This window comes from Nocardia aobensis NBRC 100429 (assembly GCF_000308375.1).
In the GTDB taxonomy this organism is placed as follows: Bacteria; Actinomycetota; Actinomycetes; order Mycobacteriales; family Mycobacteriaceae; genus Nocardia; species Nocardia aobensis.
This window is the reverse complement of sequence record NZ_BAFQ01000296.1, coordinates 46,161-58,390: the sequence shown is the minus strand read 5'-3', so window position 1 is coordinate 58,390 and position 12,230 is coordinate 46,161. Positions and strand designations below refer to the sequence as shown.

Below are 12,230 nucleotides of genomic sequence, written 5' to 3'. Positions count from 1 at the left end.
TGGAGCCGGTCAGGCCAGGACCGACCGCTGCTCGACGCCGACGTATTCGCTGAGCGGGCGGATCAGCGCGTTCGAGGCGCCCTGTTCGATGATGTGGGCGGCCCAGCCGGTGATCCGGCTCATGACGAAGATCGGGGTGAAGGTCTCGATGTCGAAGCCGAGCAGGTAATACGCGGGGCCGGTGGGGAAGTCGAGATTCGGCGCGATCCCGGTGGCCTCGGACATCGTGCTTTCCAGTATCTCGTACATCCGCACCCACCGGCCGCCGTCGGTGGCGGCGGCGATATCGAGCAACGCCCGCTTCATCGTCGGCACCCGGGAATCGCCGTTCTTGTAGACCCGGTGGCCGAAGCCCATCACTTTCTGCTTGTCCGCCAGTTTCTTCCGCAACCACGCCTCGGCTCGCTCGGGCTCGCCGATGTCGAGCATGTCACGCATGACCGCCTCGTTCGCACCACCGTGCAGCGGTCCCTTCAGCGCGCCGATGGCGGCGGTGACCGCGCTGTAGATATCCGACTGCGTCGACGTCACCACCCGCGCGGCGAACGTGGAGGCGTTGAAACTGTGCTCCGCGTAGAGAATCAACGAGACTTCGAAGGCCCGCACCAGTTCCGGCGCCGGCACCGTCCCGAAACACATGTTCAGGAAGTTCTGCGCGTATCCCAGGTGCGAATGCGGGGCGATCGGGTCCAGCCCGTGCCGGCGGCGATGGTCGGCGGCCACGATGGTCGGCAGCACCGCCAGCATGCGTAATGACTTGGCGCGGTTGGCTTTCGGCGAATTGTCCTCCTCGAGCGGATCCTCGGCGCCGAGATAGCTGATCGCCGTGCGGACCACATCCATCGGATGGCAGGTGTCGGGCAGTTTCGCCACCAGCGACAGCAGCGACCGATCGACTCGCCGGGCCGCGCGTTCCTGCTGGCAGAACCGCTCCAGCTGGGCGTCGTTCGGCAGTTCGCCGTACCACAGCAGGTAGGCGACCTGCTCGAACGTGCAGTGCGCCGCCAGATCCTGGACGGCATAGCCCCGGTAGGTCAGCGAATTCGTTTCCGGCACCACCTTCGAAATCGCGGTGGTGTCGACGACGACGCCCGCCAGGCCCTTGTTGATCGCCGGAGTCGCGGCCATCGTCATCACTGGTTCCTTCCCAGGGGGAATGTGAAGATGTCGGAATCGAATTCGTTGTAGCGCTCGTACTGCAACAGGTCGTAGAGGCGGCTGCGATGTTGCATCCGATCCAGCAGTCCCGCCTGGGTTCCGGTCTCGTGGATTTCGCGCAGCCCGGTCTCGGCCGCCCACATCGCCAGGCGCAGGGTGGACACCGGATAGATCACCGCGTTGTAGCCGATGGATTCCAGTGTCCGCGCCGGCAACAGGTCGGATTTGCCGAACTCGGTCATATTGGCCAGCAGCGGAATCGAGACCGCGGCCCGGAATTTCTCGAAATCGGCTGCGCCGCCGAGTGCTTCGGTGAAGATCAGGTCGGCCCCCGCGTCGGCGTAGGCGCGGGCGCGGTCGATCGCCGCGTCGATGCCCTCGATTCCGGCGGCGTCGGTGCGGGCGCAGATCACGAAATTCGGGTCGCGCCGCGCAGAGACGGCCGCGCGCAGGCGACGCACCATCTCGTCGGCAGGTACGACGGCCTTGCCGTCGAGGTGGCCACAGCGCTTGGGATTCACCTGATCCTCCAGGTGGCAGCCCGCGAGTCCGGCGTCCTCGAGCAGCGCCACGGTGCGGGCCGCGTTCATCGGCTCCCCGAAGCCGGTGTCGGCGTCGATGAGCACCGGCAGATCGGTCACCCGGGCGACCTGTCCACCGCGGCCCGCGACCTCGGTCAGCGTGGTCAGCCCGATATCGGGCAGCCCCAGTTCCGCCGACACCACCGCACCCGAGACGTAGACGCCTTCGAAACCGATTTCCTGAATCAGCGTGGCCACCAACGGATTGAAGGCACCGGGAAACCGCTGGATCGTCCCCGAGGCGAGTCCGGCGCGGAAGGCGACGCGTTTGTCGGCGGCGGAGGTGGTAGCGGCGAGCAATCCGGTCATCGGAACAATCCCTTCGGCGATTTCGGGGCGCGGGCGAGCACCTCGTCGGACACCGCGAAGGTCAGCTGCGCCAGTTCACCCGGCGCGAGCGAGCTCGCCCGCTGCGCGGCGTCGAGGAAGCGGTCCTGCTCGGCCGCGTCGACGACTCCTTCGGCGAGGGTGCGGAATTTGGCGATGTACTGCTCGCGGGCGAACGGCCGCGCGCCGAGCGGATGGGCATCGGCGAGCGCGAGTTCGTCGACGATCACCTCACCGCTGGTCAGTGTCACCTCGGCGCGCGCACCGAACGCCTTCTCGGCGGGATCGGTGGAGTGGTAGCGCCGGGTCCATTCCGAATCCTCGGCGGTGGAGATCTTGTGCCACAGCGCGACCGTGTCGGGCCGGCGGGCACGCTCGGGTGCGTAGGACCGCTCGTGATGCCAGGTCCCGTCCTGCAGCGCGACCGCGAAGATGTACATGACCGAGTGGTCGAGCGTTTCCCGCGAGGCCTCGGGATCGAATTTCTGTGGATCCCCGGAGCCGGTGCCGATCACCACGTGAGTGTGGTGACTGGTGTGCAACACGATGGAGGCCACCTCGTCGAGGTCGCCGATGCGGGCGCGCATGCGCCGGGCCAGATCGATCGGCGCCTGGCTCTGATATTCGGCCGAATGCTCCTTGGTGTAGGAGTCGAGGATCGCTCGCTTCGGTTCGCCCGGACCCGGCAGCGGCACCGAATATTCGGCGTCGGGGCCGGACAGCAATCGGGCGATCACCCCGTCCTCGCCCTCCCAGACGGGGGCGGGCGCACCCTCGCCGCGCATGGCCCGGTCGACGGCTTCGATGGCCATCTTTCCCGCGAAGGCCGGCGCATAGGCCTTCCAGCTGGAGATCTCCCCCTTGCGGGACTGGCGGGTCGCGGTCGTCGTGTGCAACGCCTGACCGATGGCCTGATAGATGGTTTCGGTGTCGAGGCCGAGCGCCGTACCGATTCCGGCGGCGGCCGAGGGGCCCAGATGGGCGACGTGGTCGATCTTGTGTTCGTGCAGGCAGATCGCCCGCGCCAGATCAATCTGGATCTCGTAGCCGGTGGCCAGGCCGCGAACGAGGTCGCGGCCGCTGCGTCCGGCATGTTGGGCGGCGGCCAGAATCGGCGGGATGTTGTCGCCCGGATGGGAGTACTCGGCGGCGAGAAATGTGTCGTGGAAATCCAGTTCGCGCACCGCGACACCGTTGGCCCAGGCCGCCCATTCCGGCGAATACGTGCCGGGGACACCGACTACCGAGGAGCCCGGTCGATACCGGTGCGCCAGTGCCTGGGCCCGGGCGTGCGCCACCGGACGCCGGGTGATCGATGCGGCGGCGACCGCGGCGTTGTCGATGATCCGGTTGACGATCATCGCTTCGGTGTCCGGCGCCACCGCGACCGGATCCGTGGCGACCTCGGCTATCCGCCACGCGAGATGTTCCGTTCGCGGGAACACCTCCGCCGAGCGGTGCGTGCGAACGAGGTGATTCTTCACAGCCGGGACCTCCCGAGTACATCGTCGAATCGCATGATTCGGACGCTACTCAGGACGGATACCCGTCGAAATACGTTGCAACTGCCTAGTTCTGCGTAAGCGATCCGGCGAAGTTGCGAACCTTGTGGACGGTGTCGTCGTCCTCGGACCGTTTATCGATCCGCGGTCAGACGGTCCAGCAGACAGCTCAGCGCGAAGCGCACCGTCTGCTCGAGGACCTCTTCCGGTTCACCGTCGAATTCGGCTCGGCACGCGGTGACCGCGGTCTCGGAGGCGGTGGCGAACCACACCGTGCCGGGCGCTTCGCCGTCACTCGGTTCGGGACCACCGACACCGGTGACCGCGACCGAATAGCTCGCGCCGAGCAGTTTCCGCACATTCGCCGCCAGCGCCTCCGCGGCCGGCCGCGACACCACGGGGACATCGGGCATGTCCAGGACGGAGCGTTTGACCTCCGGACTGTAGGCGACGACCCCGCCGCGAAACCACTGTCCCGCATCCGGTGCCGCGCCGAGGGCAGCGGCGATCTTGCCCGAGGTCAGTGATTCCGCGACCGCGATCGTCGAACCGGCCGCTGCGGCCAGTTCGGCGATCCGCTCGGCGGCACCCTCGGTCATCGCCCCGCCTCCCGGGCGGCCACGGTGTCGTTCATTCCGCTTCCCGTTCCGCGTCGTCTCCGTTTTCGCGGTACGCCTGCAGCGCGGTGTCGAGTTCACGTTGCAGCCGTTGCACTTCGGCCTCGTCTCCGGCATCGGACGCAGTGGTGATGTCCTGGCGAAGCTGGGCGATGACGTCGTGTGAAACCACGAGAACCTCCTCCGGCACGGAACGGGTGAGCGGTCGGGAAACTAGCTTCCCTGCTGGTGGGACTGCTGACGCGCCTCGTCCACCTTGGCCTCGGCCCGGGCCCTTTCGGCCTGCGCCTCCTTCTCGGCCGCCTCGCGTTGCGATTCGGCCTTGTCCTGCTGCGCGCGGCCCTCCGACTCGAGGTCGTTGTTGCCGGTGACGATGCCGGCCGCCTCCTTGGCCTTACCCTTCACATCCTCGACGACGCCCTTGATGCCCTCACGCGGGCCACTGTTGTGGTCGGACACGGAGTCCCCTTCCGTCGCAATTTCCTGACATGCAACGCCTACCCAGCGCAGCGGTGCTCAATCGGACGATTACCTGTGACGGAGTCGACGCGCTCAGCCCGCCTTGCGCACGAAGGTCGTTTCCGAGTCCACGGCGCCGCCCCCCGAACTCGCGGGCCGCAGCTCGGGAATCGGGACACCGCGTTCGTCGACGAGCACGGAGTGTTCCTCGGCCGGGCCGAACGCGTGCCGCTCACCCCACTGCCGCAAGGCGACGACGACGGTGAACAGGTCCCGGCCGGCCGGAGTGAGGGTGTAGATGTGCCGTCGGCCCGACGGACCCGGCGCGCGTTCGAGGATGCCGCGCGCGACCAGTCTCCGGAGCCGGTCGGTGAGGATGTTGCGCGCAATTCCGGTGGCCTGCTGGAAATCTCGGAATGCCCGGGCGCCGTCCATCGCGTCGCGAACGATCAGCAGGCTCCACCGATCGCCGACCAGGTCGAGCGTGCGCGCGACCGGACACGCCGGATCGGTCCACTCGGTGTCGGCGAGTACCGGCTGCGTCATCACGCCCTCCTCAACGGTTGCTGATTGAAACCATTGTGACGTACCGTTCGAACAGTTGCAAAACGCTACTGATTTGGAGTCTCGGTGTTCCTACCTCTCGGGCGGCGCCTACTGTTCGCCACGATCTGCGCGGTGTCGGTCGCGACCGTCTACTCCGCCCAGCCGATACTCACGCAGATCGGCGACGACCTGGGCGTGCCGGCCGGCGACCTGGGCTGGATCGTCACGGTCGGGCAGCTCGGGTACCTGGCCGGATTGGTCTTCCTCGTTCCCCTGGGCGACACGATCGACCGGCGCAAGCTCATCGCCGCACATCTGTCGCTCACCGCGGTGGGGGTCGCTATCGCCGCGACCGCCACGCGCACGTGGGTGCTGCTCACCGGACTGGCGCTGGCCGGCCTGTTCGCGGTCGTGGTGCAGACGACGGTCGCCTACGCGGCGGCCGTGTCGGCACCGCAGCAGCGCGGACGCACCCTGGGCATGGTGACCTCCGGCGTCGTCGTCGGCATTCTCGGTGCGCGCATCGTCGCGGGCGCTCTGGCCACCGCCTGGGGCTGGCGCAGCGTATACGCCGCCTGGGCCGTCCTCCTCGTCGCGCTGACATGCCTCGTCCTCATGCTCCTACCTGCCGACACCCGCACCGGCCGCACTCGCTACCGGCAGGTGCTGCACACCTCGCGCACGCTGTTCGGTGACCGACTCCTCCTCTCGCGCGGCCTGATCGCCTTCTTCCTGTTCGCCTCCTTCGGCACGCTCTGGAGCGGCCTGGCACTCCCGCTCGCGGCCTCGCCGTGGCATCTCGACACCGCGCGGATCGGCTTGTTCGGGCTCGCCGGGCTGGCGGGCGCCCTGGGTGCGGGCCGGGCCGGACGCTGGGCCGACCGCGGTTTCGCGCACCCGGTCACCGGGGCGGCACTGGTACTGCTGGCCGTCTCATGGCTGGCCACGGCACAAGGATCGTGGTCGCTGTGGCTGCTCGTCGCAGGCGTGGTCGTCCTCGATTTCGCCGTCCAGGCCGTGCATGTCGGCAATCAGCATCTGCTCACCGCCGCCCACCCCGACCGGACCAGCAGCATCATCGGCAACTACATGCTCTTCTATTCGGTCGGTTCGGCCCTCGGCGCGGCGGGCACGACCGCCGCGTACTCCGCCGCCGGATGGACCGGGTCGAGCATTCTCGGCGCCGCCTTCGCGGTCGGCGGCGTCGCGGTCTGGACGATCGCGAGAGCTCCCGGAGTGATCAGGAATCGAGAAGCGACCGACCCGCGATCGCCGATAACGTCTTCGACATGAACATCACCACTGCTCAGAGCACCATCGCATCGGTCGTCGTCGAGACCCCGGACCCGGCTGCCGCCGCGGCCTTCTACGAATCCGCGTTCGGTCTCGGCGACCGGCTGCGGGTCCGTAAGTCGGACGCGGAGACCACCGGCTTCCGCGGATACATCCTCTCCCTCGTGGTATCCCAGCCGAGCACCGTGGACAGCTTCATCGGTTCCGCGGTCGCGGCGGGCGCGACGACGGTGAAGCCGGCCAAGAAGAGTTTCTGGGGCTACGGCGGCGTCGTGCAGGCTCCCGACGGCGCGGTCTGGAAGATCGCGACCTCCGCGAAGAAGGACACCGGACCGGCCACCCGCGACGTCGACGATTTCGTCCTGCTGCTCGGGGTCGAGAGCGTCAAGGCCACCAAGCAGTTCTACGTCGAACGCGGCTTGACCGTGGCGAAGAGCTTCGGCGGCAAGTACGCCGAATTCGAGTCGCCGGCCGGGTCGGTCAAGCTCGCGCTCTACGGGCGCAAGGCCGCCGCGAAGGACGCCGGCGTCCCGGCCGAAGGCTCCGGGTCGCATCGGATCGCCGTCACCAGCCCGCTCGGTTCCTTCACCGATCCCGACGGATTCGTGTGGGAGGTCGAGGGCTGAGCCGGGTGGCGCGGCCGAAATCAGGCCGCCCGCAACGGAACTCGGAAGGATTTGCGCAGCGACGACGGGCCGACCAGGGGAAGCAGCGCGGCGAGGAGCTTCCCCTTGAAGGCCCGCGGCGTCCGAGTCAGTTCGACCTCGACGCGGCTGCCCTCCGGTGCGGGCGTGGCACGGAACACCCAGCCACCACCGGCGCCGAAGAGTTTGGAATTTCGGGTGGTGACGGTCACCGTGTCACCCGCCGGATCCCACTCGTAGCGGGCACGCTCCCAGGCGGCCTCCGTACCCTCGGTCACCTCGGCCCAGCCCTCGCCCTGCTCGTGCACGACGAAGTGCTCGGCATCGATCGTCGGCCACACCTCCGCTCGGGACGGGCCGAAATCGGTGAGGACACCCACGACCTCGGCGGGAGTCAGCGCGGAGATGAGATGAAAACGGACTGTGGTCATGAGAACTCCTCGAAACCGGTGGGGCCGCCGGCCCGCGGGTTCGCGGTGCCGGACACTCATCGAGCATGGCCGCCAACGGTGCCGCTACGAATCCGTCGGATGACGCTACGTTGACGTAATCTCCGCCGACAGAACCTCCATCAGCTGGTTCGCGAATTCCTTCGCCTCGGTGCGTATGCCGTTGTGCGCCCCGGGGAACTCGACCACCGCGAGTCCGAGCCGGGCCGCGATCTCGACCGCCGGACGATAGGGCAGGCACCCTCGGATCTCCCGGCCGACCGCGAGCACCAGCCGCTCGGACACCGGGTCCAGCGCACTGTAATCCGGTGTGTACGAGGTGAATTCACGTAACTCGTGTTCGATCATGAGCGGGCCGTTGGCCGCGAGGCGAGCCCACGTCTGCGCGGCACGCTCCGACAGCTGCGACACCTCGGGCGCCGGTTTCATCGCGGGACCGATACCCGCCAGGAATCTCGCCCCGGCCGCGGCGACTCCCTCGGTGTGCAGCAGCGCATGCACCTCCTCGACCATCGCGAGGTGCCGGTCGGCGTCCGGTAGGACCGCGAAGCACGGTGGTTCGTGAGCTACCAGTGCGCGCACCCGGCCTGGGTGTCTCGCCAGCAGGTCGAGTCCGACGATCGCGCCGTTGCTCGTGCCGAAGACGAAGGCCGGCTCGTCGGTCAGATGCGCGAGCAGCCGGGCCACGTCGCCGGACTGCACCGCCACATGTTGCCGCTCGGGCCCGTTGTCGAGAACGCTGCGCGAATATCCGCGCGGGTCGAGCGCCACGACGGTGAAGTGGCGCTGCAGGACCTCGGCCATCTCGTCGAAGACGCCCGCGTCACCGCCGCCACCGGGAATTGACAGCAGTAGTGGCCCGTCGCCGCGCATTTCGTAGTACAGGGTGGCGCCGGGGACGGCCAGAGTGTCGGATCTCATTGCGCTGCTTTCTCTTCGGTGGGGCTCGGCCACTGCGTCAGGGTGCGATGCAGGGCGTCGAGAATGTGGTGCCAGCTGGCGTCGACCGGCCTGGAGTGAGCGAATCCGCCGGCCGCCTCCAGGGTGGCGAAACCGTGAAATGTGCTGCGCAGCAGGCGTCCTGCGTCGGTCGAGCCGGGTTCACTCAACCCGTAACCGCGCAGCAGCGCCGCGGTGAGCTCGATCCCACGCAGCAGGGCCGGCTCTCCGGCGACCTCGTCGGGATTCATGCGGATCTGCGTTGCCGCGTACCGGCCCGGATGGTCGAGGGCGTAGGAGCGATACGCGTCGGCGAAGGCGAACAGCGCGTCGCGTCCGGACCGACCGGCCACCGCCGCGCCGATCCGCTCGTTCATCTCCGCCCCCGCCAGCAATCCCACCTGCACCTGCAGGTCCCGCAGGTTGCGCACGTGGGTGTAGAGACTGGGATCCTTCACCCCGAACCGGCGGGCCACCGCGGACAGGGTGACATGGGCGAATCCGACCTCATCGGCCAATTCCGCTGCGGCACGGGCGATTCGCTCTCGGGACAACCCGGCACGGGGCGACATCCACGGCTCCTAACCTAATCTACTTAGGAATCATCCTAAACGTATTAGGTTCGGTGCGCCCAGCGATATTCCGCCCGGGATATGAATAGGGCCGGACGGCGACCTCGCGGAGACCTCGGAGAGGTCACCGGACGGAGGTATTCACCGGCAGCAGTTGGGGTCCAGCACTACGCACAACACCGCCAGCGCATCACGTTTGGCGCGGTGGACGACATTCATGCCGGCACGTTCGGATTCGACCAGCCCGGCCTTGCGGAGCTGACCGAGATGATGGCTGACCGTCGATTCCGCCAGCCCCACCGCGGCGGCGAGGTCACCACCGTTCTCGCCGGAATCCGGACTCGCCAGCAGCAGCGACATCAGCTTCACCCGCACCGGGTCGGCGAGCGCTTTGAGTCGCAACGCCACCTCCAGGGCCGCGACATCGTCGACCGGCCCGGCCGCCACCGGCGCGCAGCACACCGGAGCGGACATATCGATCACGGGAAGCGCTTTGGGCATGAAACCATGCTACCGGCGGGATTGACATATGTCGAAAAGGTGGAGCAGACTCGAAACCGCCAACCTTTTCGACATATATCGGACCACGGAGGTTCTCATGTCCCGCATACAGCTGGCCCTCAATGTCGACGACCTCGATCGAGCGGTCGCGTTCTACTCCACCCTGTTCGACACCGAACCGGCCAAGCTCGAGCCCGGCTACGCCAATTTCGCCGTCGAGCAGCCGCCGTTGAAGCTGGTACTGCTGGAGAACACCGGCGCCGGTGGGACGATCAACCACCTCGGCGTCGAGGTGGAGACGTCCGAACAGGTCCACGACGAGATCGCGCGCCTGTCACGAGCCGGATTGTTCACCGCGGAGCAGATCGGCACGACCTGCTGTTTCGCCCGGCAGGACAAGGTGTGGGTCACCGGACCGCACGGTGAGAAATGGGAGGTCTACACCGTACTGGCAGACACCGAGACATTCGGCGACGCACCGGAATTCGCCGACGACACCAAGGCCGTGCAGGCGTGCTGCGGGTCGGACACCGATACCTCGGCCGCGGAACCCTGCTGCGGCAGTGCCGCCGACGCCGCCACCGAAGGTGCCTGCTGCGCCGCCGAAGCACAGCGCGACGCCGTCGGTGGCGGAGCCACCTGCTGCAGCTGACCACCAGCCCGCGGGCGCGCTTGTTCACCCGGACTTCGTTTGACTACTCATATCGATGCCTGTCAATATCGACGGATGTCTAAACAGGAGTTGCCTTCGGCGGCCATGGCCGCACCGGCAGGGTGTGTGACCACGCCGCGGGTGCGGCCGGTCGTGGGCGCCGAGGCGGCCCAGGACCTCGCGGCGATGTTCAAGGCCCTCGGCGATCCCGTCCGGTTGCGGGTGCTGTCGGCCATCGCGGCGCGCGCCGGTGGCGAAGCCTGTGTCTGCGACATCTCCGACGGGCTCGACGTCACTCAGCCGACCATCTCCCATCACCTGAAGGTGTTGCGCGAGGCCGGGTTGGTCACCGGTGAGCGTCGCGCCTCCTGGGTGTACTACCGGGTGATTCCCGAAGCACTGCAACGTCTTTCGGATCTGCTCGCCGAACAGGCCGGGCTCGGGGTGCACACGTGAGCACCACCGGCGACACCGCGGTCGCCGGCAGACTGTCCACTCTCGACCGCTTCCTGCCGGTCTGGATCGGCGTGGCCATGGCCGCGGGTCTGCTGCTCGGGCGACTCGTCCCCGGACTGGGCGGCACCCTGTCGGCGGTGCAGGTCGACGGCATCTCGCTGCCCATCGCGCTCGGCCTGCTGATCATGATGTACCCGGTGCTGGCGAAGGTCCGCTACGACCGGCTGGACACCGTCACCGGCGACCGGCGTCTGCTGCTCGCCTCGCTGGTGCTGAACTGGGTCGCAGGGCCCGCGCTGATGTTCGCCCTCGCGTGGCTGCTTCTACCGGATCTGCCCGAATACCGGACCGGCCTGATCATCGTCGGTCTCGCCAGATGTATTGCGATGGTGATCATCTGGAACGACCTGGCCTGCGGAGACCGCGAAGCGGCCGCCGTTCTGGTGGCGTTGAATTCGATCTTCCAGGTCGTCATGTTCGCCGTACTCGGCTGGTTCTATCTCTCGGTTCTGCCCGGATGGCTCGGACTCGAACGAACCACGATCGACACCTCACCGTGGCAGATCGCGAAATCGGTGCTGATCTTCCTCGGCATTCCGCTGGTCGCGGGCTTTCTCACGCGGCAGCTGTGCGAGCGGGCCCGCGGCCGGCAGTGGTACGAGGGGCGGTTGCTGCCGCGCATCGGACCGTGGGCGCTGTACGGGTTGCTGTTCACGATCGTGATCCTGTTCGCCCTGCAGGGCAACAACATCACCGCCCACCCCTGGGATGTCGCACGCATCGCCGTACCACTGCTGGCGTACTTCGCGATCATGTGGGGCGGGGGCTACCTCTACGGGTGGGTGGCCCGCCTCGGCTACGCACGGACCACCACCCTCGCCTTCACCGCCGCGGGCAACAACTTCGAACTCGCCATCGCGGTCGCGATCGCCACCTACGGCGCCGCTTCCGGACAGGCCCTCGCCGGCGTCGTCGGCCCGCTGATCGAAGTGCCGGTCCTCGTGGGCCTGGTCTACGTGTCCCTCGCCCTGCGCAACCGGTTCCCGGCCACCCCCGATGTCCCGACCGACGCCGATGTTCCGGCACCGGCGAAAGGCTCTGCACACCAATGAAACCCAGCGTCCTGTTCGTCTGCGTGCACAACGCCGGACGATCGCAGATGGCCCAGGGCTTTCTCACCCACCTCGCCGGTGACCGCATCGACGTCCGCTCCGCCGGCACCGAACCCGCCGACCGCATCAACCCGGTAGCCGTGCAGGCCATGCGCGAAGCCGGCATCGACATCACCGCCGGCGCCCCGGCCGTGCTGACGCCCGGCGCCGTCCGCGTCAGCGACATCGTCATCACCATGGGCTGCGGCGACACCTGCCCGTACTTCCCCGGCGTCGACTACCGCGACTGGCAACTGGACGACCCGGCCGGGCGAGACATCGACGCCGTGCGGCGGATCCGCGACGACATCCGTTCTCGCATAGAGGATCTCATCGCCGAACTCCTGCCGCCGACGTCGTGAATCCTGCCGCCCGCGGCCGTG

At 67.8% G+C, this 12,230-nt stretch carries 15 protein-coding genes and 1 pseudogene; 5 read left to right on the top strand and 11 right to left on the bottom strand.

The features are described 5' to 3' along the window. Positions 1-9: 9 nt before the first annotated feature. From RJ03_RS33480 to RJ03_RS33455, 7 genes are all read right to left on the bottom strand, one after another. Positions 10-1,134, bottom strand: a complete 1,125-nt coding sequence (locus RJ03_RS33480; protein WP_036510800.1) for a bifunctional 2-methylcitrate synthase/citrate synthase — start codon at positions 1,132-1,134, stop codon at positions 10-12. After that, positions 1,134-2,048 carry a methylisocitrate lyase gene (gene prpB, locus RJ03_RS33475; protein ID WP_036510797.1) on the bottom strand — a complete coding sequence of 305 codons (915 nt, stop codon included), beginning with the start codon at positions 2,046-2,048 and terminating at the stop codon, positions 1,134-1,136. Before prpB ends, RJ03_RS33480 begins: the two co-directional genes overlap by 1 nt. Further along, complete coding sequence (gene prpD / locus RJ03_RS33470) at positions 2,045-3,550, bottom strand: 2-methylcitrate dehydratase PrpD (protein WP_036510793.1); 1,506 nt, start codon at positions 3,548-3,550, stop codon at positions 2,045-2,047. The genes prpB and prpD overlap by 4 nt, the downstream gene beginning before the upstream one ends. Positions 3,551-3,702: 152 nt before the next feature. Continuing rightward, positions 3,703-4,167 (bottom strand): CinA family protein, encoded by a 465-nt coding sequence (locus tag RJ03_RS33465; RefSeq protein WP_036510792.1) that lies wholly within the window; start codon positions 4,165-4,167, stop codon positions 3,703-3,705. Between the two features lie 31 nt (positions 4,168-4,198). Beyond that, entirely contained in the window at positions 4,199-4,357 is a 159-nt protein-coding gene (locus RJ03_RS37655; RefSeq protein WP_157121807.1) for a hypothetical protein, read from the bottom strand. 41 nt (positions 4,358-4,398) lie between these two features. Beyond that, entirely contained in the window at positions 4,399-4,644 is a 246-nt protein-coding gene (gene mbp1, locus RJ03_RS33460) for a microaggregate-binding protein 1 (protein WP_036510789.1), read from the bottom strand. A gap of 93 nt (positions 4,645-4,737) precedes the next feature. Beyond that, on the bottom strand, positions 4,738-5,190 hold the full coding sequence (locus tag RJ03_RS33455; RefSeq protein WP_036510786.1) for a winged helix-turn-helix transcriptional regulator: 453 nt from the start codon (positions 5,188-5,190) through the stop codon (positions 4,738-4,740). Between the two features lie 132 nt (positions 5,191-5,322). Here RJ03_RS33455 and RJ03_RS33450 point away from each other — a divergent pair, with 132 nt between their 5' ends. Further along, the gene (locus tag RJ03_RS33450) at positions 5,323-6,483 is read left to right on the top strand and encodes an MFS transporter (protein WP_245552470.1); all 1,161 of its coding nucleotides are present in this window, start codon (positions 5,323-5,325) and stop codon (positions 6,481-6,483) included. Further along, the gene (locus RJ03_RS33445; protein WP_036510782.1) at positions 6,480-7,109 is read left to right on the top strand and encodes a VOC family protein; all 630 of its coding nucleotides are present in this window, start codon (positions 6,480-6,482) and stop codon (positions 7,107-7,109) included. The genes RJ03_RS33450 and RJ03_RS33445 overlap by 4 nt, the downstream gene beginning before the upstream one ends. 20 nt (positions 7,110-7,129) lie before the next feature. Here RJ03_RS33445 and RJ03_RS33440 read toward each other — a convergent pair whose 3' ends face one another. From RJ03_RS33440 to RJ03_RS33425, 4 genes are all read right to left on the bottom strand, one after another. Continuing rightward, positions 7,130-7,558 carry a hypothetical protein gene (locus RJ03_RS33440; RefSeq protein ID WP_036510780.1) on the bottom strand — a complete coding sequence of 143 codons (429 nt, stop codon included), beginning with the start codon at positions 7,556-7,558 and terminating at the stop codon, positions 7,130-7,132. Between the two features lie 105 nt (positions 7,559-7,663). Next, complete coding sequence (locus RJ03_RS33435; protein WP_036510776.1) at positions 7,664-8,497, bottom strand: alpha/beta fold hydrolase; 834 nt, start codon at positions 8,495-8,497, stop codon at positions 7,664-7,666. Continuing rightward, entirely contained in the window at positions 8,494-9,087 is a 594-nt protein-coding gene (locus tag RJ03_RS33430; RefSeq protein WP_036510773.1) for a TetR/AcrR family transcriptional regulator, read from the bottom strand. The genes RJ03_RS33435 and RJ03_RS33430 overlap by 4 nt, the downstream gene beginning before the upstream one ends. Positions 9,088-9,228: 141 nt before the next feature. Next, positions 9,229-9,588, bottom strand: coding sequence for an Rv2640c family ArsR-like transcriptional regulator (locus RJ03_RS33425; RefSeq protein WP_036510770.1), 360 nt, complete (start codon positions 9,586-9,588; stop codon positions 9,229-9,231). A gap of 97 nt (positions 9,589-9,685) precedes the next feature. On the opposite strand from RJ03_RS33425, the gene RJ03_RS33420 reads away from it, so the two are divergent. From RJ03_RS33420 to arsB, 3 genes and pseudogenes are all read left to right on the top strand, one after another. Beyond that, positions 9,686-10,240, top strand: a complete 555-nt coding sequence (locus RJ03_RS33420; protein ID WP_036510767.1) for an ArsI/CadI family heavy metal resistance metalloenzyme — start codon at positions 9,686-9,688, stop codon at positions 10,238-10,240. Positions 10,241-10,315: 75 nt separating this feature from the next. Next, on the top strand, positions 10,316-10,696 hold the full coding sequence (locus RJ03_RS33415) for an ArsR/SmtB family transcription factor (protein ID WP_051025620.1): 381 nt from the start codon (positions 10,316-10,318) through the stop codon (positions 10,694-10,696). Further along, positions 10,693-12,209 (top strand): annotated as a pseudogene (gene arsB, locus RJ03_RS33410) (ACR3 family arsenite efflux transporter). The gene RJ03_RS33415 and the pseudogene arsB overlap by 4 nt, the downstream one beginning before the upstream one ends. Positions 12,210-12,230: the final 21 nt, after the last annotated feature.

What these genes read in the sequence shown, in the direction of transcription:
- RJ03_RS33445 (WP_036510782.1), top strand. Translation starts at nt 6,480, where the DNA reads ATGAACATCACCACTGCTCAGAGCACCATCGCATCGGTCGTCGTCGAG.
- RJ03_RS33415 (WP_051025620.1), top strand. Translation starts at nt 10,316, where the DNA reads ATGTCTAAACAGGAGTTGCCTTCGGCGGCCATGGCCGCACCGGCAGGG.
- RJ03_RS33435 (WP_036510776.1), bottom strand. Translation starts at nt 8,497, where the DNA reads ATGAGATCCGACACTCTGGCCGTCCCCGGCGCCACCCTGTACTACGAA.
- RJ03_RS33455 (WP_036510786.1), bottom strand. Translation starts at nt 5,190, where the DNA reads ATGACGCAGCCGGTACTCGCCGACACCGAGTGGACCGATCCGGCGTGT.
- RJ03_RS33465 (WP_036510792.1), bottom strand. Translation starts at nt 4,167, where the DNA reads ATGACCGAGGGTGCCGCCGAGCGGATCGCCGAACTGGCCGCAGCGGCC.
- RJ03_RS33440 (WP_036510780.1), bottom strand. Translation starts at nt 7,558, where the DNA reads ATGACCACAGTCCGTTTTCATCTCATCTCCGCGCTGACTCCCGCCGAG.
- RJ03_RS33425 (WP_036510770.1), bottom strand. Translation starts at nt 9,588, where the DNA reads ATGCCCAAAGCGCTTCCCGTGATCGATATGTCCGCTCCGGTGTGCTGC.
- prpB (WP_036510797.1), bottom strand. Translation starts at nt 2,048, where the DNA reads ATGACCGGATTGCTCGCCGCTACCACCTCCGCCGCCGACAAACGCGTC.
- RJ03_RS33420 (WP_036510767.1), top strand. Translation starts at nt 9,686, where the DNA reads ATGTCCCGCATACAGCTGGCCCTCAATGTCGACGACCTCGATCGAGCG.
- RJ03_RS33480 (WP_036510800.1), bottom strand. Translation starts at nt 1,134, where the DNA reads ATGACGATGGCCGCGACTCCGGCGATCAACAAGGGCCTGGCGGGCGTC.
- RJ03_RS33430 (WP_036510773.1), bottom strand. Translation starts at nt 9,087, where the DNA reads ATGTCGCCCCGTGCCGGGTTGTCCCGAGAGCGAATCGCCCGTGCCGCA.